Source organism: Rhodoferax sp. ZS1R8 (genome assembly GCF_056521325.1).
In genome coordinates this window covers 291,907-312,501 of record NZ_JBWMBA010000003.1, presented here as the reverse complement: position 1 = coordinate 312,501, position 20,595 = coordinate 291,907, and the positions used below count along the sequence as shown (strand labels likewise).

The 20,595-nt window shown below is 58.3% G+C and carries 20 protein-coding genes; 15 read left to right on the top strand and 5 right to left on the bottom strand.

Annotated features, from left to right (window positions below):
• Nucleotides 1–285: 285 nt before the first annotated feature.
• The gene (locus AC097P_RS12370; RefSeq protein WP_479610719.1) at nt 286–1,635 is read right to left on the bottom strand and encodes a hypothetical protein; all 1,350 of its coding nucleotides are present in this window, start codon (nt 1,633–1,635) and stop codon (nt 286–288) included.
• Nucleotides 1,636–1,806: 171 nt separating this feature from the next.
• On the opposite strand from AC097P_RS12370, the gene guaD reads away from it, so the two are divergent.
• The 4 genes from guaD to AC097P_RS12350 all read left to right on the top strand — a co-directional run bounded on the left by guaD (nt 1,807) and on the right by AC097P_RS12350 (nt 6,698).
• Nucleotides 1,807–3,123, top strand: coding sequence for a guanine deaminase (gene guaD, locus AC097P_RS12365; RefSeq protein WP_479611067.1), 1,317 nt, complete (start codon nt 1,807–1,809; stop codon nt 3,121–3,123).
• A 347-nt stretch (nt 3,124–3,470) separates the two neighbouring features.
• Nucleotides 3,471–4,043: a dCTP deaminase gene (gene dcd, locus AC097P_RS12360; RefSeq protein ID WP_479610718.1), complete on the top strand. Its 573-nt coding sequence runs from the start codon at nt 3,471–3,473 to the stop codon at nt 4,041–4,043.
• Nucleotides 4,044–4,063: 20 nt separating this feature from the next.
• Nucleotides 4,064–4,945 (top strand): KPN_02809 family neutral zinc metallopeptidase, encoded by an 882-nt coding sequence (gene ypfJ / locus AC097P_RS12355; RefSeq protein ID WP_479610717.1) that lies wholly within the window; start codon nt 4,064–4,066, stop codon nt 4,943–4,945.
• Between the two features lie 259 nt (nt 4,946–5,204).
• Nucleotides 5,205–6,698 carry a DEAD/DEAH box helicase gene (locus AC097P_RS12350; RefSeq protein ID WP_479611066.1) on the top strand — a complete coding sequence of 498 codons (1,494 nt, stop codon included), beginning with the start codon at nt 5,205–5,207 and terminating at the stop codon, nt 6,696–6,698.
• Nucleotides 6,699–6,740: 42 nt separating this feature from the next.
• On the opposite strand, the gene AC097P_RS12345 is transcribed toward AC097P_RS12350, so the two are convergent.
• Complete coding sequence (locus AC097P_RS12345; RefSeq protein ID WP_479610716.1) at nt 6,741–7,586, bottom strand: symmetrical bis(5'-nucleosyl)-tetraphosphatase; 846 nt, start codon at nt 7,584–7,586, stop codon at nt 6,741–6,743.
• A gap of 24 nt (nt 7,587–7,610) precedes the next feature.
• Here AC097P_RS12345 and AC097P_RS12340 point away from each other — a divergent pair, with 24 nt between their 5' ends.
• On the top strand, nt 7,611–8,900 hold the full coding sequence (locus tag AC097P_RS12340) for a hemolysin family protein (protein ID WP_479610715.1): 1,290 nt from the start codon (nt 7,611–7,613) through the stop codon (nt 8,898–8,900).
• Between the two features lie 6 nt (nt 8,901–8,906).
• Here the strand turns inward: AC097P_RS12340 and AC097P_RS12335 are convergent, their stop codons facing one another.
• Entirely contained in the window at nt 8,907–9,668 is a 762-nt protein-coding gene (locus AC097P_RS12335) for a YdcF family protein (protein ID WP_479610714.1), read from the bottom strand.
• A gap of 107 nt (nt 9,669–9,775) precedes the next feature.
• Between AC097P_RS12335 and AC097P_RS12330 the strand changes: the two genes are divergently transcribed.
• Together AC097P_RS12330 and AC097P_RS12325 are read left to right on the top strand one after the other, a co-directional pair.
• On the top strand, nt 9,776–10,780 hold the full coding sequence (locus tag AC097P_RS12330) for a TRAP transporter substrate-binding protein (protein WP_479610713.1): 1,005 nt from the start codon (nt 9,776–9,778) through the stop codon (nt 10,778–10,780).
• Between the two features lie 85 nt (nt 10,781–10,865).
• Nucleotides 10,866–11,159 carry a hypothetical protein gene (locus tag AC097P_RS12325; RefSeq protein WP_479610712.1) on the top strand — a complete coding sequence of 98 codons (294 nt, stop codon included), beginning with the start codon at nt 10,866–10,868 and terminating at the stop codon, nt 11,157–11,159.
• A gap of 32 nt (nt 11,160–11,191) precedes the next feature.
• Here AC097P_RS12325 and AC097P_RS12320 read toward each other — a convergent pair whose 3' ends face one another.
• Together AC097P_RS12320 and AC097P_RS12315 are read right to left on the bottom strand one after the other, a co-directional pair.
• Nucleotides 11,192–11,845 carry a DUF2087 domain-containing protein gene (locus tag AC097P_RS12320; RefSeq protein ID WP_479610711.1) on the bottom strand — a complete coding sequence of 218 codons (654 nt, stop codon included), beginning with the start codon at nt 11,843–11,845 and terminating at the stop codon, nt 11,192–11,194.
• Nucleotides 11,846–12,093: 248 nt separating this feature from the next.
• The gene (locus AC097P_RS12315; protein WP_479610710.1) at nt 12,094–14,136 is read right to left on the bottom strand and encodes an SPFH domain-containing protein; all 2,043 of its coding nucleotides are present in this window, start codon (nt 14,134–14,136) and stop codon (nt 12,094–12,096) included.
• Between the two features lie 157 nt (nt 14,137–14,293).
• Here AC097P_RS12315 and AC097P_RS12310 point away from each other — a divergent pair, with 157 nt between their 5' ends.
• The 8 genes from AC097P_RS12310 to AC097P_RS12275 all read left to right on the top strand — a co-directional run bounded on the left by AC097P_RS12310 (nt 14,294) and on the right by AC097P_RS12275 (nt 20,491).
• Entirely contained in the window at nt 14,294–14,839 is a 546-nt protein-coding gene (locus AC097P_RS12310; RefSeq protein ID WP_479610709.1) for a DUF4113 domain-containing protein, read from the top strand.
• 80 nt (nt 14,840–14,919) lie between these two features.
• Nucleotides 14,920–15,423, top strand: a complete 504-nt coding sequence (locus AC097P_RS12305; protein ID WP_479610708.1) for a hypothetical protein — start codon at nt 14,920–14,922, stop codon at nt 15,421–15,423.
• Nucleotides 15,424–15,557: 134 nt separating this feature from the next.
• On the top strand, nt 15,558–15,749 hold the full coding sequence (locus AC097P_RS12300) for a hypothetical protein (RefSeq protein ID WP_479610707.1): 192 nt from the start codon (nt 15,558–15,560) through the stop codon (nt 15,747–15,749).
• 326 nt (nt 15,750–16,075) lie between these two features.
• Nucleotides 16,076–17,212 (top strand): site-specific integrase, encoded by a 1,137-nt coding sequence (locus AC097P_RS12295; RefSeq protein WP_479610706.1) that lies wholly within the window; start codon nt 16,076–16,078, stop codon nt 17,210–17,212.
• Between the two features lie 592 nt (nt 17,213–17,804).
• On the top strand, nt 17,805–18,776 hold the full coding sequence (locus AC097P_RS12290) for a FitA-like ribbon-helix-helix domain-containing protein (RefSeq protein ID WP_479610705.1): 972 nt from the start codon (nt 17,805–17,807) through the stop codon (nt 18,774–18,776).
• Between the two features lie 329 nt (nt 18,777–19,105).
• Nucleotides 19,106–19,831 carry a TIGR02391 family protein gene (locus AC097P_RS12285; RefSeq protein WP_479610704.1) on the top strand — a complete coding sequence of 242 codons (726 nt, stop codon included), beginning with the start codon at nt 19,106–19,108 and terminating at the stop codon, nt 19,829–19,831.
• Nucleotides 19,832–19,840: 9 nt separating this feature from the next.
• Nucleotides 19,841–20,206 (top strand): hypothetical protein, encoded by a 366-nt coding sequence (locus AC097P_RS12280; RefSeq protein ID WP_479610703.1) that lies wholly within the window; start codon nt 19,841–19,843, stop codon nt 20,204–20,206.
• A gap of 21 nt (nt 20,207–20,227) precedes the next feature.
• A complete protein-coding gene (locus AC097P_RS12275; RefSeq protein ID WP_479610702.1) occupies nt 20,228–20,491 on the top strand; it encodes a hypothetical protein in 264 nt (87 codons plus the stop codon).
• The last annotated feature ends 104 nt before the right edge of the window (nt 20,492–20,595 follow it).

The following is a 20,595-nucleotide window of genomic DNA, read 5'->3' as shown; positions in this document are numbered from 1 at the left end:
CGGCTTACGAATAAAGAAAGAACTCACTGAATGAAAATTTATCCATTGCTGGTGGTTGTGGTCAGCCTGGTGGCGTGTGCGTCTACCGAATAGGGTAGGCAGGAAGCTGTTGCGTCAGCCCGTTGCATTCGGGAGGTCTCTACGGGGTCGAACATGCCGGTCAAGCGTTGTAGGACTGCGGAAGAATCCGCTCAGGAAAAAGAGGCCGGCCGCGCTTTCGCCGCTGACTCGGCGCGCGCCTAGGGTGCGGAGGGGCTTGCCGCAGCAGACGTCAGCGCACCTGCGTCACTGGCAGCCTGCTGTCTGCTTCCATGTAGCCATGCTGCCCAGGTCCAGCATCTGATTGCTGCTGGCGCTACCCATGTAGCGCAGGTGGTCGTCCTGCGACGAGATGCCGACATAACTGTTGGTGCCGGGGTAGTAGCGGTAGTAGTAGGGCGCCAGTGTTTGCGAACGCGCGGGCGCAGGTATCAACAAATCCGCATAGCGGTGCTCGCCCCAGTTGAAAACACAATCGGCCGACGTGGTGGTGTTGCCACGGTCCAGCGTGGACGTGCTTATCTGTGCATTACCGCTGCCCAGGTAAAAGATGCCAGGCAGGCCTGTGGTCTCGAAGCCTGCGCTGGGGTTGGCACTGAGCACCGAGTTGCTGATCGCCAGCGTGCCACTGCGGTCATTGCTGACAAAGAAGACGGCACCGCCGCCTTCCTTGGCTGTGTTGTTGTTGATCTCGCTACCGCACACCTGCAGCTGGAACGTATTGCCATCGTTGTAGATGGCGCCGCCGCTGCCACCGCCGGTCGTGCCAGACCGCGCCGGGTTGGCGCCTTGGCCAATGGCGCGGTTGTGGGTGAACCGGCTGTTGATGACGGAGTACGACACGCCAATGCTGCTCAAAGCGCCGCCGTTGGAGCACACATTACCCAGATCCGTGCGCCCGCCAAACGTGGACCCCACGACATAGACCGGCAAGTTCTGCGACTGGCTCAGCGCACGGATAGCAGCGCCGCCCACGTCGGGCCCGGTAGCGTCGCACTGGTTGCGAAAGAAGCGGCTGTTGACCACTTTCAGCCGGCCACCGCGCGCCCAGATGGCACCGCCACCATCGGGACTCGCGCCGCTGGAGTTGGCGTCGATGAAGGTCAGGTTCTGCACGGTCAGCTGCGGGTGGTCCTGGTCCTGGCAGTGCGATGTGGTCCACACTTGGGCGGCGTCGCAGGTGTTCATGTACAGAATGCGCGAGGTGCCGCCGCCGCTGAGTGTCACCTTGCCGCCACCGTCGATGACGATCTTGGGGCCGGTGTTGTTGAAGATTTTGGCGGGCTGGGTCAACGTGATCGTCACCGGATCCGGCCCGCAGTTGAAGGTAATTACGCCGCCGCGGGCCACACCCTGCACCACGGCGGAGCCGGTGCAGCTGGCGGGTGTGCCGTTGCCAATTACAGTGGTGGGTGTGGACGTGTCTTCTGACTGCGCGGCTGCCGGCACCGTGCAGCTGCCCACGGCATTGCCGGCAGCCGGGAAATGGTCATCGCCATGGGCGGCAAAACTCAGGGCACTAACGCCCAGCAGCAGCCACAGTGGGCGACTGTGGGCCTGGTGCGCCATCCATTGCTTCAAGGTGTTTGTTCGCATCGTGCGGTCGACTGTAGCGCGGCTATCGGCGCCATGGCTGCCGGCAATTGCAAGCATTGGTAAGCACTGGCCGCAGCCTGTAGCGCTACGAAAGCCACCCCGGCCCGGTGGCATAGGGTTTATGCGGAGCGCCTTATGGTTGACCACCATTCCCGGTTTAAGCTAGCCGCCATGAAAGCCTACCGCGCCTCCGTTCTCTGGTTTGCCCCGCACGGCGAGGGCCCTGTGCGTGCCCTGTTTGAAGAAGACGGCCTGCTGGTCGTGGGTCCTAATGCCGACGGCACCCAGGTTGTGCAAGCCGTAGGTGCCTACCGCGAGGTGGCGGACCAGTACCCAGATGTTGCTGTCGAGCACTTCCCGGGCCGCATCATTGCCCCCGGTTTTGTGGACATGCACATCCACTACCCGCAAACCAATGTGATTGGTTCCCCGGCAGACGGCTTGCTGCCCTGGCTGGAGAACTACACCTTTCCAGAGGAGAAGCGCTTCGCAGCCCCCGACTACAGCGCGCAAGCAGCTACGTTTTTTGTAGCGGAGCTGTTGCGCAACGGGGTTACCACCGCGCTGACGTTTGCGACATCGCACACCGAATCGGTGAACGCCTTGTTCACCGAGGTCCAGGCCCAACGCATGCGCATCATCACCGGCCTGTGCCTGATGGACCGCAACGCGCCGGCCGATTTGTTGAACCAGGGGCAGGGTGCAGTGGGTGCCACCGAGCAAAGCCTGCGCGACACCGAAGCGCTGATCCAGCGCTGGCACGGCATTGACCGCCTGGGCTACGCGATCACGCCGCGCTTTGCACCTACCTGTACCGATGCGCAATTGCGGGGCGCAGGTGATCTGGCCAAGCAGTACCCGAGCGTGTGGATCCAGTCCCACGTGGCCGAGAACAAGGACGAGATCACGTGGGCGCGCGCGCTGTTCCCCCAGTCGCGCAGCTATCTGGCCACCTACGACGATTTTGGGTTGATGCGCCAGCGCGCCGTGTATGCCCACTGCATCCACTTCGACGATGCCGACCGGGCACTGATGCGCGACACGGCCACCGCGGCGGCCGTCAGCCCGACCAGTAATCTGTTCCTGGGCAGCGGCTTTTTTGACTATGCCGGTGCCGACCGGGTGGGTTTTCAGTACGGTCTGGCCAGTGACGTGGGTGGTGGCACGTCGTTCAGCCCTTTCCACACGATGATGGCTGCCTATTACGTGGGGCGGGAAGGGCAGACCAAGCAGGGGCTGACCTTGCATCCGCAGCATTTGTGGTGGCAGCATACGGCCGGCGCGGCGCGGGCTTTGGGGCTGGAGGGGGTTGTTGGCAATCTGCTGCCGGGTTGCGAGGCCGATTTTGTGGTGCTGAACCCCAAGGCAACGCCGTTGCTGGCGCGCAAGACGTCGCAGGCCTCCAATCTGGATGAGTTGCTATTTGCGATGGTTGTGCTGGGGGATGACCGGTTGGTCGAACGCACGGTGATCTCTCAAGCCATTTGAGGCTGTAGCCCTCGTGGGGCATGCGTAAGGCGCTACTGAATTTATAGCTGTTGTTGGGCTTTCGCGCGCCAGGGTGGGGGTAACCGGGCGGCTCATGGTGTCCTGCTGGCCACAAATCGCCGCCCGGTTACCCCCACCCTGGCGCGAGATACGGGTTTTCGACCGCGCGTTCCCCTCGGCTACGCAGCGGGGTATGGGGTATGGGTGCGGGCGATTTGTGGCCAGCAGGACACCATGAGCCCGCAGCCATACCCCATATCCCGCCACCCGCGGCGCCGGCACGCAAGCAGCCTGCAAGCAGCATACGAGCACCAAATACAATCACCCCCCAACTTAGGAGCCACCCCATGAGCATCAAAAGCGACAAGTGGATTCGCCACATGGCTGAAACGACCGGCATGATCGAACCCTTCGAGCCGGCCCAGGTCCGGCAGGCCGATGGCAAAAGAATCATCAGCTACGGCACCAGCAGCTACGGCTACGACATCCGCTGCGCACCCGAGTTCAAGGTGTTCACCAACATCCACAGCACCGTCGTCGACCCTAAAAACTTCGACGAAAAAAGCTTTGTCGACTTCAACGACGATGTCTGCATCATCCCGCCCAACAGCTTTGCACTGGCCCGCACGTTGGAGTATTTCCGCATACCGCGCAACGTGCTGACCATCTGCCTGGGCAAAAGCACCTACGCCCGCTGCGGCATTATTGTCAACGTGACCCCGTTCGAGCCCGAATGGGAAGGCTATGTGACGCTGGAGTTTTCCAACACTACGCCCCTGCCCGCCAAGATCTATGCGGGTGAAGGTTGCGCGCAAGTCCTGTTCTTTGAGAGTGACACAGACGACGTCTGCGAAACCAGCTATAAGGACCGCGGAGGCAAGTACCAGGGCCAGGTGGGCGTGACGCTACCCAAGGCCTAGGCTAGAAATAGGAGAACGTCATGAAATTGGATGGCAGCCGCGAGTCTGACAACGTTGAGGATCGCCGCGGCGAGGGTGGTGGTTCGGGCAGTGGACTATTGGGTGGGCGCAGTATTGGCATTGGCACCATAGTCATTGCACTGGTGGGCGGATGGATTTTCGGTATCAATCCATTGACGATCTTGGGCCTGATCAGTGGAGGGGGCGGCGCACCAACCGCCCAAGTGCACTCCCCTCCGACGACGAATGCCCAGGCGGACGACCCAATGAAGCATTTTGTGAAACAGATCTTGGGGTCGACGGAAGACGTATGGAAAGACGTATTCGCCAAAGGTGGTACCACCTACAGCAATCCGAAGCTGGTGCTGTTTCGCGGCGCCACACCCACGGACTGCGGTCAAGGCCAGGCTGCGATGGGCCCGTTTTACTGCCCGGCTGACCAGAAGGTTTATATCGATCTGGGCTTCTACGAGACACTGAAAACCCGCCTTGGCGCGCCCGGCGACTTTGCCCAGGCCTATGTGATTGCCCATGAGGTGGGCCACCACGTGCAGAATTTGTTGGGTATCAGCAACAAAGTCGACCAGCAGCGCGGCCAGGTCAGTAAAACCGAATACAACGCCCTCAGCGTGCGGGTGGAGCTGCAGGCAGACTGTTTTGCCGGGGTTTGGGCATTCCACGCCAACAATGCGCGCCAATTGCTGGAGCAGGGCGATCTGGAAGAGGCCATCAATGCCGCCGCCAAGATCGGCGACGATGCGCTGCAAAGCGGCAGCGGCCGTGCCGTGGTGCCAGAAAGTTTCACCCACGGCACCAGCGCCCAGCGCCAGCGCTGGTTTGCCAATGGCATCAAAAGCGGCAGCGTAAAGGCCTGCGACACGTTTTCAGCGCGGGTTTTGTGAGTAAGGCCCCCATGCTCCGCCGCTGCGCGGGTCGCTGCCTCCCGAGGGGGCGAACCCGCCTCGGGGGCGGCCCGGCGGCGGGGTGTTCACCCTTTCGGGAAACCTAGGGGATAATACGGGGTGCTCCCAGCGTTGGGCGCCATTCAGCTATCGGACGGATAGCAACCCCTTTTCGCTATGCGTGACCGACTTGAATACTGAACTGATTACCCCCGCCACCACTGAAATTTCCAACGAGCTGAACGCCGATACGCCGCTGATGGCATTCGCCCAGTTGCAGTTGGCTGCCCCCCTGGCCCGCGCCGTAGCCGAAATGGGCTACGAGTCCATGACCCCCATCCAGGCGCAGGCCATTCCAGTGGTTATCACCGGCAAAGACGTCATGGGCGCCGCGCAGACCGGCACTGGCAAGACGGCCGCGTTCTCGCTCCCGCTGCTGCACCGCCTGATGAAGCACGAAAACAGCTCCACCTCCCCAGCACGCCATCCGGTGCGCGCCCTGGTGCTGTTGCCCACCCGCGAACTGGCGGACCAGGTGGCCCAACAGGTCAAGCTGTACGCCAAGTACACCAACCTGCGCAGCGCAGTCGTGTTCGGCGGCATGGACATGAAACCCCAGACGCTGGAACTCAAACGTGGGGTCGAAATCTTGGTAGCCACGCCTGGCCGCCTGCTGGACCACATCGAAGCCAAAAACGCGGTGTTGAACCAGGTGGAATATGTGGTGCTGGACGAGGCCGACCGCATGCTGGACATCGGCTTTTTGCCGGACTTGCAACGCATCCTGTCCTACCTGCCCAAGCAGCGCACCACGCTGCTGTTCTCGGCCACTTTCTCGCCCGAAATCAAACGCCTGGCTGGCAGCTATTTGCAAAACCCGGTCACTATCGAGGTGGCGCGCCCCAATGCGACGGCGTCCACCGTGGAGCAGCGTTTCTACAGCGTGCCGGAAGATGAAAAGCGCCATGCGCTGCACCAGATTCTCAAGACCCGCGGCATGAAGCAGGCCTTTGTGTTTGTGAACAGCAAGCTTGGCTGCGCCCGTTTGGCCCGATCGTTGGAGCACGAAGGCCTGAAGACCACAGCCTTGCATGGCGACAAGAGCCAGGACGAGCGTTTGAAGGCGCTTGACGCTTTCAAGAAGGGTGAAGTCGATTTGCTGGTGTGTACCGATGTGGCCGCACGCGGTCTGGACATCAAGGACGTGCCGTGTGTGTTCAATTTCGACATCCCGTTCAACGCCGAAGACTACATCCACCGCATTGGCCGCACCGGCCGCGCGGGTGCGACCGGTCTTGCGGTGAGCTTTGTCGGCGGCAACAACGATGCACGCCTGGTGGGCGACATTGAGAAGCTGATCAAGACCAAGGTCGAACTGGAACCGGTGGAGTACGACGAAGACGCCCCCGATATCCGCAAGCAAGGCCGCATCAACGACGGCCGCCGCATGTACGCGCAAGAAAATGAAGGCACTGGTGGCGACAACGGCCGCAGCGGCGGCCGTGGCCAGCAGCAACGCGCCGCGCGTGACGACGGCTATGCATCGCGCACGCCGCGTGCGCCACGCAGCGACTACAACCGCCCGGCGCAGACGTCGCGGGATCCGTTTTTTGACAAGCCGTACGAACCATCGGCTCCTGGCGAAGCTGCTGCGGCGCCTTCGTGGGAAGCCACGGCCCGCCCGCAGGCCCGGGGCATTTCCGCCAATATCAAGCCCAAGGTCAAGGTCGCGGCGCTGTTCAAGTCTGTGTAGAGTGGCTATGGCGCTGCGAGCGCCAAGCCAAATGCCTGTTCACTACAGGCCCGGTTTTTGGGACATCGCGCACTGCACCTGGATGAGCTCCTGGTCCTGATTCTTCAGGTTGAAACGCAGCGCGCTCAAGCTGCCGCCCCATACACAGCCGGTGTCCAGCGACAGCACGTCGCTCCTTCCCAGCCAGCCCAGCGTGGACCAATGGCCAAAGGCCACGCTCACCAGCGCCGTGCGCCGACCTGGCACGTCAAACCAGGGTAGGTAACCCGGTGGCGCTCCGCCCGCGCCTTCCTTGCTGTCAAATTCCATGGCCCCCTGTGCGCTGCAAAAGCGCAACCGGGTCAGGGCATTGACGATGACGCGCATACGGTCCATCCCCGTCAGGGAATCGCTCCAGCTGTCGGGCGTGTTGCCATACATCACCTTGAAGAACTCGGCCGCTTGTTCGCCTTGGAGCACGGCTTCTACCTCCTGCGCCAGCGCCAGGGTCTGGTCCGCAGTCCAGGCGGGCAGGACGCCGGCGTGCACCATCAGCAGGGGAGTGCCACCGCGGTTGAGCAGCATTGCCATGTTCTGGTGGCGCAACCAGTGCAGCATGGCAGTGCGGTCGACCGCAGCCAGTACGCCGTCCAGCGTGTCCTTGCGGTGTGGTTTACGCACGCCTGCGGCGACCGCGAGCAGGTTCAGGTCGTGGTTGCCCAGCAGGCAATGGGCCGCGTCGCCAAGCGCCATCAGGCGGCGCAGCACCGCGGCGGAGTCGGGCCCGCGGTTGACCAAGTCACCCAGCATGTACAAAGTGTCGCGGCTGGGAGTGAAATCCAGGGTGTCCAGCAAATCCTGCAGCGCCGCGTCGCAGCCCTGCACATCGCCAATCATGTAAAGTGCCATGGTTTTCATTCTCGCTTGGGTTTCATGGAATTTATTTTGATCGTGCTGCTCACGCTGCTCAATGGCGCATTTGCCATGTCGGAGCTGGCACTGACGGCCAGTCGCAAGGTACGCCTGCAAGCCATGGCGGACGAAGGCGACAAAGGCGCCCAGGCGGCACAGGCCTTGCTGGCCAACCCTACGCAATTTCTATCGGCCGTGCAGGTCGGGGTCACGTCCATTGGCATGCTTAACGGCATCGTGGGTGAGGCTGCATTCAGTGATGGCGTTGCGCGCTGGTTGGGTGCCATGTTGCCGATATCCCACCGCGCGGCGGAGATATCGGCTACAGCGTTGGTCGTTACGCTGATCACCTTTGTCACCATTCTTTTCGGTGAATTGGTGCCCAAGCGCATTGGCCAGTTGTATCCTGAACCGGTAGCGCGTGTGCTGGCCCGACCCATGACCTGGTTTGCAACCGGTGCCAAACCCTTCGTGCGTCTGTTGTCGGTTTGCACCCACGGCATGCTGCGACTGCTGCGTATCGACACCACCGACACCCGCGGTGTGACCGAAGAAGAGATTTCCGCCAGTCTGGAAGAGGGTGTGGACGCCGGCATCATCGAGCAGCACGAGCACCAGATGGTGCGCAACGTTTTTGACTTGGACGACCGCACGCTGACATCGATGATGCTGCCACGTGCTGACATCGAGTGGATGGAGGCGACGGCCACTGTTGCAGATTGCCTGAGGCAAGCCAGCAGCGGTAGTAACAAGGGCACGCATTCGTGGTACCCGGTGTGCCGCGGATCGTTGGACCAGGTAGTCGGCCTGGTGAGCGTCGCGCGCCTGCTGCAGTTGGGGCCACAGCATGAGGGCAGTGTGGAGTCGGTCGCGGAAACCGCTGCCTTTGTGCCAGAAACTCTCAGCGGCATGGAGCTCATCGAACAGTTTCGCGCCAAGTCCGGCCGCATGGTGTTTGTCGTGGATGAGTACGGCGTGGTGCAGGGCTTGTTGACCCCCCACGATCTGCTGGAGGCCATCACCGGCGAACTGCAGCCCGACGGCCAGACGCAGGCCTGGGCCACGCAACTGCCTGATGGCTCCTGGGGGCTGGACGGGCTGATGCCGGTGGGTGAACTGAAGGCCCGGCTGGGCATCGATGAATTGCCGCAGGAAGACCGCGGGCGCTACAACACGCTGGCCGGCTTGCTGATGGCGGTGTCTGGCGAGTTGCCCAGCGTGGGCGAGCGCATCGAATGTGCGCAGTGGCAGTTTGAGGTGACCTCCTTGGACGGCAAGCGCATCGACAAGGTGTTGGCCCGCAACAGCTGACCTGCGTTACAGGCGGCCCGTGACGCGGTAGGCCAACGTACCCAGCAGCTCGTGCAAGGCCAGCTGCCAGCTTCGCAGCGCCGGCCCTAGTGAATACTCGGTCCACGGCGTGGACTGACCGGTGCGAAAGTCTACCGGATACGCCGTCACATTCCAGCCCGCCTTGGCAAACGTCGCCATAGAGCGCGGCATGTGCCACGCCGACGTGACCAGCAGCCAGTGCTGCGTGGTGTCCACCCCCGGCAACTGCGCCGTCAGCGTGGCGTTTTCATGGGTGGTGCGCGACGCGGATTCGTAAATCACTCTCTGCCGTGTCACGTCCAGGCTGTCGAAAAATACCTTGGCGCGCTGGGCCTCGCTGATGGCATCTTTGGGGTCGCCACCACCGGTGTAAATCACCTTGAGGTGGGGGTTGTGTTGCAGCATCGCCAGCGGTGCCGTCATCCGTTCGGCGGCATCATTCATCAGCGGCTGGACGTGCGCGATGCTGGCATGGCTGGACTCCGTCGATCCCCCCAAAACCACCATGCCCACATAGCCACGCAGATCGGCCTGCGGCGGCATTTCGGCGTATTGGCTTTCCAAATGACGCACCAGCAGATCGGGCAACGGCTGCCAGCCCAGCAGCAACAGCAAAGCCAACGCGGCGCCCACCAGCGCGCGGCCGAGCGTGGGTCTGCGCCGCAGCACCAGACTCAGCGCGAGCAGTGCCAGCACCCAGCTCAATGGTTGGGTCAAGATATTCAAAACAGGAGTCGCGATGGGCATGGGGATGGTTGGATTGCCAAGGGTTATTACTTAGGGGAGCTCCACACTTGTGGCGTCTGGACGTCCGGTCGACACTTGTGTATCGCACCAGCACCTGATTACACACCATGAATTTTCGTGCCCTTGCATTGGGCCTGGCCGTTGGAACCTTGTCTTTGCTGTCGTACGCACAGCGCCCCATCCTCATCAAGTTCAGCCATGTGGTGGCCGCCGACACACCCAAGGGCAAGGCGTCGGACTTCTTTGCCAAACGCGCCATGGAATTGACCAAAGGAAAGGTCAAGGTGGATGTTTACCCCAACAGCCTGCTCTACAAGGACAAGGAAGAAATAGAAGCGCTGCAGATTGGCGCCGTGCAGATGCTGGCCCCTTCGCTGGCCAAGTTTGGCCCTTTGGGGGTGAAAGAATTCGAGGTGTTTGACCTTCCGTTCATTTTTGACGAGACGTCCGACCTGCACAGAATCACCCAAGGCCCGGTAGGCGCCAGCCTGCTGGCCAAGTTGGAGCCCACGGGGGTCAAGGGCTTGGCGTTCTGGGATAACGGATTCAAATCTTTCTCTGCCAACACGCCGTTAAAAGTTCCAGCCGATTTCAGGGGTAGAAAATTTCGTATCCAGGCATCCCGGGTGCTGGAAGAGCAGATTCGCATGATGGGTGGCGTGCCCCAGGTGATGGCCTTTTCTGAGGTTTACCAAGCCTTGCAAACCGGCGTGGTGGATGGCACAGAAAACCCCATCTCCAACTTCTACAGCCAGAAGATGCATGAGGTGCAAAAGCACCTGTCCCTTACCAACCACGGCTACCTGGGCTATGCAGTGATCGTCAACAAGAAGTTCTGGGAGGGGCTGCCGGCCGACGTGCGCGCGCAGCTGGAACAGGCAATGAAAGAAGCGACCGTGTTGGCCAACCGTATTGCGCAGGAAGAAAACGACTTGGCGCTGGAAGGCGTCAAGAAGGCCGGAACGACCGCTGTGTATGTGCCCACGAGGGAGCAGCGCCTGGCCTTGAAGAAGATGCTGGTGCCCCTGCATGCCCAGTTGGCAGACCGTGTTGGCAAGCCGCTGCTGGATGCCATTCACAAGGACACCGGCCTTGATCCCAACAAGCTGTGAACCCAACACCCTGAGGGTTTACAGCAATACCCAGACGGTCCCACAGCACCGATAAAGTAGTTTTACGTTTTTGGGAGTTGCGAGCATGGCAGACACTGCACACAGTTTGATTGCCTTGTGCCGGGTAAACAAGCGCGTGTGCCCCATGCCCCAAAGCTGGAACGCGCTGTTCGAAATGCTGCCCAACCGCAAGCGCACAGCGCTGGGTTGGGAGCCTGCGCTGCCGTTGATACTGGAAGCGTGGGACAGCACACCCGCCCCGCTAAAAACCTTGCGCCTGGCCGAACACATTGAGTGGGCGGCGGACAACGGCGCGCTGGACGCGGTTGCCGCTTTCCTCAAAGGCTTGCCCGAAGAGGAATGGTTGCACACCAACTGACTTGCAATGCTATGAAGGGCAGACCGAACAAGTCACTCCGCTGAATGCACCATTTCGCCGCGCTTGGGTCGACTAGATGGCGTAGACCGGCTGGACTGTGCATCAGCTAGCGTATGGCGCATGGCACGCAGGAATTCCTGCACTTCTTCGCTGGGGCGCACTGGTTCTTTCCAGTATTCGCTGCAATCTGATTTGCGCCCCAACAGCTTCATGTTGACCAACTCGCGCCGCAGCGTGGCCTGGTCGCCAAAGGTGTGGTGGGCGTTGAGAATTTGGTTGACTTCTTTTTCGGTGTACTTGCGCCGCACCACAAACTGCGTCCACATCCACCACATGGCCATTTGCTGCACCGAAAATTTGTTGGGCAGGCGCACCAGCCGTCCGGCTGCATCAAATTGCCCCAAGGCCTTGCGGGTCGTCGGGGACAGCGTGGCGCGGTCTGAGGTCTCATCCGCGGTGCTGGCCACGGTGGGCTGCACCGCGTCGGCCGCTACAGTGGTGCCTTCGACCGAAGCTCTAAAGGCCTGGAAGTTGCGCAAACCGGCCGCACGGGCCAGCAGGTTCAGCAGTTCCAGGTGGCTGGGCAACGGTTGGCCTTGTTCGGCGCGTATGTCTAGAGAGGTCTTGAGCTTCTTCGCGAAGGAAGAAATGTCGGCAATAGCCAAGGGTAAGAGCATGCGAGTCATCATCAAAGTTCCTCGTGCGCCGTGGACTCCGTGAACGGAGTGCTGGGGTTGCCACTTGCAGCGTAGGCACACAAAAATTTGATGCGTACTTGCGATCGATACGTCAGGTTTAGCGTGAATCAAAGCAATGATTCTGGCAACGCCTGGGTGAACTGCTGACCCGAGCAACTATTGTAGCCACAGCCGCCAACAAGGCCCAGGCTCTCCACCCAGGCACTGATCGTCCGATCCCAGCGGAATGGCGGGGTCTAGTTCACCGCCTCTGGAACAAGTCGGTTGTTGGACGCATGCTGGTCCCGGACCAGCCCTGCGAGCAACACGTCGACCAAGGTTCCGCCGCCACCTTCGCCGCCGCCGTTGACCACCACTTCGGGAACCAGCTTGACACCGGCTGAGGACAAAGCCTGTGCAACTTGCACAATGGCGTAGTTGCCGGATTCCATGGAGTCGATCTTCTGTTTGATGACCGTGGCTTCGGCCTGGCCAACCGCCAGTGTCTTGTCTGCTTCCGCTACGCCGGTTACACGTATCACTTCAGCGTCGGCGTTGGCGTTGATTTTTTTGGCGCGCGCCGTACCGTCCGCGGTCTTGACAGCTGCCTGAGCCGAAAACTCTGCGATTGCCACCTTGCGCTCGGCATCGACCACCTGCGCCTGTGTGTTGGCCAAGGCCGTGGCTTGCTCCAGTTGCTGGCGCACGCCCTGGGCTTCCATTTGCGTGTTGTAGGTCACCTTCTCCTGCTCCGCAATCTTGCGGTCCGTCAGCGTTTTCATAAGATCTGCGGGTGGGCTGATGTCGCCGATCAGCGTTTCAACTGCGCCCACGTCGTAGTCCTTCAATGCTTTGGCAATGGCCTCCTTGGCCTCTGCTTGGCGCACGGTGCGCTGCTTCAGGAAGTCGATCACATCCGAGCTTTGTGCCGCGTTGCGGAAGTAGTTGCCAATGGTTGGCTCCAGCACCTGCGTGACCAGGGCTTCCATGCTGCCGAAACGTGCGATCACTTTGGGCGCGTCGTTGCGCGGAATGTGGATGATCTGGCTCACATCCAGGTTGAAGGTGAAGCCGTCGGCCGATCGCACCGTGATGGTGGACAGGTTGGCATCGAGTTTATGGGCCTCGGTCTTGCCGGTTGCCCAGTTGAGTACTACGTTGGCTGTGGGCACGACTCGCACCTTGTGCGTGTAGGTGTTGATTGCATACTTTCCTGGGTCCAGCACATCGACCCAGACGCCTTTCTCGCCACGGCGCACCATGTTGGCATGCCTGAACTCCACGCCCGTCACATCGTCGCCTGCCTTGCCCACAAAAGCCACCACGACACCGACCGATGCAATCGGCACCTCCGTCATTTCAATGATCTCTACCGTTGCAAACATGGGGTTGATGAAGTAGCGACCGGCCAGCAATACCTGCTCTTGCAGACCTTTGGTGCCCGCGTTGTCCACAAAGGCTTGCGGATCCTGGAATAAATTGTGTCCAACCACTTCGGGGCCGGCGATTTCACCAGTTTTCAGCGGTGCGCCTTCTCGGGTTGTCACGATGCCAACCTTGTTGTCAGGGATGTCGTGCACGCCAGCCATAGAAACCTTGAACAGCCGCGGGTTGATGCGGTACTTTCCTTGTGGAATGATGGTCATCTGTGGGCCGCGTTCGCCACCGGCGTTCATGAAGGCCTGTGCGTCCTGGAACGAATCGCAGGCGACCTGCTTGCCAATGATGCGGCCCCCTGAAAGTGGACGCCCATCACGTGCTTCCACCACGCCGATCTTTCCCGGCTCAATCACAGTCATATCCTCCAAGTGCACGGTAAACAACAGTGTGTTGATACGCCAGGTGCCGGGAGGGATGATCGACATTTGCACGCCGCGCTCGCCGCCATTGGCCAGAAAGGCACGGGCGTCCTGAAAGTTGTCGCACGCCACTTGGCGTGCAATCACGCGGCCATCTGGCAAGGACATGCCGTCGCATGCTTCGATGACCGCAATCTTGCCATCGGGGACTGTCGTGAACTCGACCAGTTCAACGGTGTACTGCCAGGGCCAGAGAAAGAAGTGCAGACCCGGCGCCAGCGTATCGGCCTGCAGGCCCGCTTCACCCAGCAGCGCCACGATCTTGCCCGCGGGCAGTTCGCGGTTGGCGCCGAAGAGCACGAATTTCTTGGTGATGGTGCCCACCGCATTGTCCGGAACGATCACGATGCCGATTAGGCGAAAGACCCACTTGTATGCGGCGGCCAGCACGACCACGGTGGCGATGGCCAGAACAGGGCCGAAATTGCTGTAGATATCCATATGCGTTTCCTACCTGCAAAGCAGTTGTGTGAAACTGGATTTTGCGAATCCCGGTATCAGGATTGCATAAGGACTCCGGGGTGTGCAGTCACCAATGACAAAGGGTTCATCACCATTTGCATGGCAATGAACCCTTGTGTGTTGTGGTGCTGGAGAGATGAATCGAACACCCCACCGACCAGGCCCGAAGTACCACCGTAGCGTGATCGTGCCACTGCGGCACCCGAGTTGTGACACGACTGTGATCGTGCACGCGGCCGAGGCCGGGCTACACCAGATTTACCAGCCGGGGTTCGACCTGATCAAGGCAGGCGTAATGCTGCTGGACCTGGCGCCCGATCACCTGGTGCAGGGCGAGCTTGATCTGGATGACGAGGGAGAGAACGTGGCCGAGCGCGCGAAGCTGATGAAAGTGCTTGACGGTTTAAACAACCGATTCGGCAAGGGCACGTTGCACCTGGCTAGTAGCGGCCTGGACGATGCCCACCGCGAATGGGGCATGCGGCAGGGGCGCAGAACGCCGCAATACACAACACGCATTGAAGACATCCCAGTTGCAAGAGCCTCAGAGGCTTCCGCGGAACACTCGGCAATCAGAACTGTGCGAATCACCGCCGTAACTCAATGTAAGTGTCTGTATCAAATATGGTATGGACATTTACCCAGACTTAGAAATGCTAGTATCGAAAGTCTCCGCAGTTAATATGCAATGATATTGATGCGGAGAGAAAGTGGCTGAATGCAAATTCGGTCTTCGAGTTCTAATCAAGGGATGAGAATATTATGAATAAGAATATTTCACGTTTACTGTCAGCGTTGGTTTTGGGTGTAGGGATGATTTCCTCTAACGCTGCATTTGCTGGTTGGTCAAGTACCTGCCCATACAGCACAACAAACCAATGTAATGATTACATGAACAGTGTTTGGAAGTACGCAAACGGTACGTTCGGCGGCAACTCACATTGGAACTTCTCGGGAAATGTGGCTGGAGGGCAGCACAATATTAATATTAAATTATCGTTATCTGCACCTGAAGCCACTATCATTTTGGACGGATTTACCTATGGTACTTTTCCAACGCAACTCGTCAAATCTGTTGTGATTGATAATGGAATGTGGAATGTTGTTGATAATATAGCCGTAATGACGTTCAATGTATTGGTTAACGGTCAAGTTTATCCCGTTACTCTTCAGACAAATTATCAAGGTTTTCCTAGTAGTGGTCGCATTCCAATTGGTGCCTGTACGACAATTTCGGGCGTAGGCCCTACTTGTGAAAGTTTCTAGTAGGCTTTAATCCGTGAGTAGCTATGGAAGCAGCTTGAACAGACGTTCGAGAGTTGGCTCTCCATCACACAAGATATCCATGCAGATGGCTATCTTGCTGTGTCGACGGTCCTTAGCGTTCGATACGACCTCAATTGACCACCGACGAACGTGGCCGCAGCGCAGGCGGTGTTCGACGCGGTGAATGCGCATCCTACGCCTGTGCCTATGCAATGAATATGCAGGAACGAGAAGACCCTGAACTGGAGTTAACTGCTGAACAATACGGCTGGGCAGAGGCTTATCGTGTTGCGCAAGAAACTAAGCGACAAAGCGAAGAGAAGTAAGGCCGGCCGACTCTCTATGATCAGGGAACCGAACCGCGATGAAGCCGGGGGGAGACGGGCGCTGGGGCGCAAGAACCATAATGATCGCAGAGTGGGTAAGGTCAACTTAAACCGTCTTCCATCGGCCCTCATATCATAGCAAAAGGAAAAAGGTTTGCTACTAAATTAATAGCAGCAAACCCTTTTTGATTGTGGTGCCGGAGAGATGAATCGAACACCCGACCTTCTCATTACGAACGCTAAGCTCTAGCTAATGTTTGCGGGTAATTTGAGGCTATTATTGTGTTTTTGGCACAATTTCGGCACAACCCGAAACGGGGGGGTATATGGCGGCAATAAATAAACGTGGTCCCTACCAATGGCGGGCACAGATACGGCGACATGGCTTTACGCCGTTGAGCAAGACTTTCACCACCAAGGCTGAAGCGGAAGCCTGGGCGAAGATGAATGAATCCGAGATGTCGCGCGGCGTTTGGATGAGCAGGGGTGAGGCCGAAGCCACACTGCTGCACGATGCCCTGGAGCGGTATGAACTTGAGGTTACGCCAAGTAAGAAGACTGCGGCTGGGGAAAAGTCGTTCCTGCGGATCTGGAAGGCGACGGCTATGGCAAATCAGCCGCTGGCTGCGATACGAAGCTCGGATGTGGCAAAGTTGCGTGACCAGTGGCTGAAAGAATACCAGCCGGCAACAGTGCTGCGCCGCCTGGGAGTTTTGTCCCACGTGTTCACGATTGCGCGCAAGGAATGGGGCATGGAAAGTCTGTCAAATCCGGTTGAACTGGTGCGCAAACCGCAACCTAACAATGCTCGTACGAGGCGAATAGCCGTCGAGGCCATACTGCCTGAAATCGCAGAGTCCGACGGGACGCCCAAAAAGCGCGCTGCCAGTAACGGGGAATTGGAGCGGGTAGTGGCCGCCAGTGGTTCGAGGTTGTTGCCGTCAATCATTTGGTTAGCAGTGGAGACTGCCATGCGCCGCGGCGAAATTGTTGGCTTGCGCTGGGAGCACATTGACCTTGAGCGTAGGGTAGCCCATTTGCCTTCAACCAAGAATGGCAGTTCACGCGACGTACCGCTGTCGACCCGTGCGGTTAATATTCTTGTTGCGTTGCAAGGCGAGCACGAAGACGGAGTCGGTGACGGTGACGGCGAGGGCGACGACACGGACAATGATGACAGAGTGTTCGGAATACGTAGCGATGCCGTAACAAGGGCATTTGAGCGTGCTGTAGTGCGTGCGCGCAAGGCGTTTGTGGACGAGTGCAAGGAAATCCGGCAAAAGCCCGACACACGGTATCTCACGGACCTGCGCTTTCACGACTTGCGGCATGAAGCGACTTCACGCCTGGCGGAGATTTTCCCGTTGCATGAACTTACGAAAATCACGGGGCATAAAGACCCGCGTATGTTGATGCGGTACTACCATCCGCGCGCTGAGGATCTTGCGAAGCGGCTGGCGTAAGTGTGTGTATGGTACAACCCATCCGTAGGCAATGTCCGTACCTACCTGAAGCGGCCACGGAATCTCCACACAATTTTTGTAAAGACGAGGCACACAACGTCGCGGGGGGAGCATGGCCCCATAAAGCTTCAGCGGAAGCTATCCAACGATGAAATTCTGCAGGCTGTTGAATATATTAAGATGAATGAAGTTAAGTTGAGTGGAATGGCCCGCAGTGCGCGTCGCCAAGATGTGGCTGATTTCCTGAAACGCTAGGAACCCAAATGCTCAGACGGTTCTTCACCAAGTTTAGCTCCGCCAAATTTGCGTGCAAGTGGCTGGGGCACGAGCTTCGTCAGGAAACAATATTTGGCGTGTACGGAGCCAAAATTAAGCGGCAATGCATTCATTGCAATTTTGACGACACCGATCCGGACTACAGCTAGGAAAACAGTTATTCAACAATCGAGAGGGAGACCCGGCTAATCGCCGGGTTTTCCCGTTTGACGCTGCCTTTCTCCAGTTTGTCGCGTTTTGATGTCATTTTGTTCTAGCTTGTGCGAACTGCAATCATCCTGTACTATTTGGGCATGCGCAAACACGGGAGGCCCGCATGCTTGGAAAAATCACGATTCGCAATATCCCCGCCTTGATCTGGCAAGGGCTTGAAACGCTTGCCGCCCGGAACATTCGTTCCGTCGAGGGAGAGGCGCGAATGGCCCTGCAGGCATGGGTAGAACCCCAAATTCAATCCGATGAGCGAAGCGCTCGCCGGATTCAGGTTTCTACCCGCTTGCGCGCCCTGCTGGATGCGGCCCGCGAAGGTATGCCAGGCAAGACCTTGAAAATCACACACATCGCACAGGACATTTCTTCGCCCTGCGCCGAACCTGTGGAAAAGTGGTTTAGCGGCGAGATTGAACCGACCTTTCAGGATCTGTTGAGCGTCGCAAACTACTTAGGTGGGCAACCGCGGTGGTTGCAGCACGGCGATGGCTCGATGTTTGAAGTTGGCTACTACCGCTTTCCCGAAAGCGCGACCGAGGCCGTTCAGAGCTTGCTTGAAATTGGGCCGGTGAAATCGGGAATGGACCGCACGTTGACGAACTTGCACTTAGTCCGTGAAAACCATAAAGCTGGTCGGTTTCTGATCGTGAAACAGTACGGTGAGTACCAGTGCAAGACTTTCTCTACACCTTTCCATGTCAGCCAGGAAGTAGGGTCGGGTGGACGTACCTCTTTGATGCATCTGTCGGTGACGTTTGAACTGCTGGATGCTCTCTACAAGAAGAAGCCAAAAATCGCAAGCGTCCAGGCAATCAAGGGGTATGTCCTGCCGGAAAATGAATTCGAGTCGCTAGTGAATGGCCAAGTGCATCCCTTGTCGCTGCTGAAATTTTCAAAGAACGATAGCCCGTGGTGGGAGGATATGTGGGACAGCTCGATGTTTATGAAGCGTGAGTATTGGCCGGGTTGGACCTCTTTTTGTTCCGAGCTGCACGGTCTGGTCCGCGATGACAAGAGTTTGCGCGCAGAGATTGAGTCCATTCGTAACCAAACCCATCCCTTGCTGCAGGAGCCTTGATCACAGGAGCCAAACACCCGGGGGGGACATTTTTGCTGACGCAAATAACGGGATGCTTTTCTGGGTGCGTCCACCGGGCGTTACGCGGTGAGGCCACGCGGGCCCCTAATATTTGCAAAACCAATTTGATGGCTGGATATTTTCTAGGGAACGGGAGGGGGGTGTGATGTTGCAAAAGGCCCCACCTGTCATTGTTGTAACGGCAATCGCGTGCTAGCCTCTGTGAAGTGCCTTACAAACACGGGTAAATCCGCAAGCCAGCTGCGAGAGGTGTGTTCTATTCGCCGTGACGTCCATCGCGTAGGCACCGCCATTTAACGAAGGAAACCATGAAGCTCTTCCAAGACCTCATCCATGACCGTTCAGAAATTGTAAACATGCACAGATCTGACTTAGCTGGGTATGTATTGGAAGCACTCATGACTAGTGAGCGAAACGCTGGGCCTTTCTGGCACAGACGCTCGTTTTGTACAGCAATTGGTGAAGATTTTCGAGCACCATTCGGCCCTCGTGGAAATGATGTTGGTATTGCTTGTTCGACAGCGTGGTCTTGGCTTGAGACAAACGGCCTTATTTGTCGACGCCCAGATGAAAGTGAAGATTGGTTTGATCCTACCCCGCTAGGGCAGAGTGTGCGTGACCTTCGAGGCGTCCGGGCGATGATCAGCAACGAGCAGTTGCCGGAAGCGTTTCTGCATGCCGAATTGCTCATAAATGTGAGGCCTCTCTATCTGCAATCGAGATTCGAGACGGCGGTTTTCGAAGCATTTAAATCACTTGAAGTCGCAATTCGCGCATCCGCAGGTTTGGGACATGACCTGCTCGGTGTTACTCTTGCCACGCGGGCCTTCAGCGTAGAAGATGGCGCGCTTACCGACAAATCTGTTGAACGCGGAGAACGTGTCGCACTCATGAACCTCATGGCCGGTGCGATAGGCAGCTATAAAAACCCTTCTTCTCACCGCCGAGTCGCAATATCCGCAGCTGAGGCGCGCGACATGATCATCTTGGCATCTCACCTTTTGAAAATCGTGGATTCCAGGGCAACAGCATAGGAAAACACGATGCAACTCCTCTTGAACCTGGACTGGGTTTCAATTGTTGCCATGCTGCTTTCTGGGGCGGCGCTGATTGCAAGTCGGGCGGGTTTCAAACGCGAGCCGCCACACATAGCGGCCTTCAATCAGGCCTACCACAAGGAATTGCAAGGCGTGACGCTTGCTGAAGCCGACCTAGGCCCGCAGCCGCGCATGATTGAGCGCATTAACTATTGGTTTAAGGCAAAAGGTGTCACGCTGCTCAAAGATGGCGGCTTCAACCATTACCGGGTAGTACAGGCTGTTCTGCCGAAGCTAACGGCAACGACGTTGAAGCCGGATGAGCTGGCGCGATTCGAGCGTCTCTTTGACCGAGTGTCTGCGGCCTTGTAGTTTGATCTAGGAAACCAAAAAATGAAACTCTTCCCCGACGCCGGCGCGGCTCAATGGTTGGCAGTTTTTGAAGATAGCAAGTTTGCTTGGATACGTCTTGCTGACATTACACAAGTGGCCAGAGTGAAGGTGCCGGAGGCACACCTGTGGTTGCTGCAAGTGACCCTGAGTAATGGCACCACAATGATGCTAGATACCGCAGCAGTATCTATTGATGTGGCTGACAAAGAAATTGAAACGCTTTTGCGTCAAGTGATGGACATCAGTCAATCAACCTCTAGATAGGAAGCCAACCGTGACGCAAAATCATGGCGAGCATCTGGCAGTCGGCTGGAACATGCGTATTCCTGGGCAACCTAGCCACTCATTCCGGTCCAAATCAGCCACCT

Bases quoted from the DNA above. Each gene is read 5' to 3' on its own strand.
- AC097P_RS12370 (WP_479610719.1), bottom strand. From the start codon at position 1,635: ATGCGAACAAACACCTTGAAGCAATGGATGGCGCACCAGGCCCACAGT.
- guaD (WP_479611067.1), top strand. From the start codon at position 1,807: ATGAAAGCCTACCGCGCCTCCGTTCTCTGGTTTGCCCCGCACGGCGAG.
- dcd (WP_479610718.1), top strand. From the start codon at position 3,471: ATGAGCATCAAAAGCGACAAGTGGATTCGCCACATGGCTGAAACGACC.
- ypfJ (WP_479610717.1), top strand. From the start codon at position 4,064: ATGAAATTGGATGGCAGCCGCGAGTCTGACAACGTTGAGGATCGCCGC.
- AC097P_RS12350 (WP_479611066.1), top strand. From the start codon at position 5,205: ATGGCATTCGCCCAGTTGCAGTTGGCTGCCCCCCTGGCCCGCGCCGTA.
- AC097P_RS12345 (WP_479610716.1), bottom strand. From the start codon at position 7,586: ATGGCACTTTACATGATTGGCGATGTGCAGGGCTGCGACGCGGCGCTG.
- AC097P_RS12340 (WP_479610715.1), top strand. From the start codon at position 7,611: ATGGAATTTATTTTGATCGTGCTGCTCACGCTGCTCAATGGCGCATTT.
- AC097P_RS12335 (WP_479610714.1), bottom strand. From the start codon at position 9,668: ATGCCCATCGCGACTCCTGTTTTGAATATCTTGACCCAACCATTGAGC.
- AC097P_RS12330 (WP_479610713.1), top strand. From the start codon at position 9,776: ATGAATTTTCGTGCCCTTGCATTGGGCCTGGCCGTTGGAACCTTGTCT.
- AC097P_RS12325 (WP_479610712.1), top strand. From the start codon at position 10,866: ATGGCAGACACTGCACACAGTTTGATTGCCTTGTGCCGGGTAAACAAG.
- AC097P_RS12320 (WP_479610711.1), bottom strand. From the start codon at position 11,845: ATGACTCGCATGCTCTTACCCTTGGCTATTGCCGACATTTCTTCCTTC.
- AC097P_RS12315 (WP_479610710.1), bottom strand. From the start codon at position 14,136: ATGGATATCTACAGCAATTTCGGCCCTGTTCTGGCCATCGCCACCGTG.
- AC097P_RS12310 (WP_479610709.1), top strand. From the start codon at position 14,294: ATGAATCGAACACCCCACCGACCAGGCCCGAAGTACCACCGTAGCGTG.
- AC097P_RS12305 (WP_479610708.1), top strand. From the start codon at position 14,920: ATGAATAAGAATATTTCACGTTTACTGTCAGCGTTGGTTTTGGGTGTA.
- AC097P_RS12295 (WP_479610706.1), top strand. From the start codon at position 16,076: ATGGCGGCAATAAATAAACGTGGTCCCTACCAATGGCGGGCACAGATA.
- AC097P_RS12290 (WP_479610705.1), top strand. From the start codon at position 17,805: ATGCTTGGAAAAATCACGATTCGCAATATCCCCGCCTTGATCTGGCAA.
- AC097P_RS12285 (WP_479610704.1), top strand. From the start codon at position 19,106: ATGAAGCTCTTCCAAGACCTCATCCATGACCGTTCAGAAATTGTAAAC.
- AC097P_RS12280 (WP_479610703.1), top strand. From the start codon at position 19,841: ATGCAACTCCTCTTGAACCTGGACTGGGTTTCAATTGTTGCCATGCTG.
- AC097P_RS12275 (WP_479610702.1), top strand. From the start codon at position 20,228: ATGAAACTCTTCCCCGACGCCGGCGCGGCTCAATGGTTGGCAGTTTTT.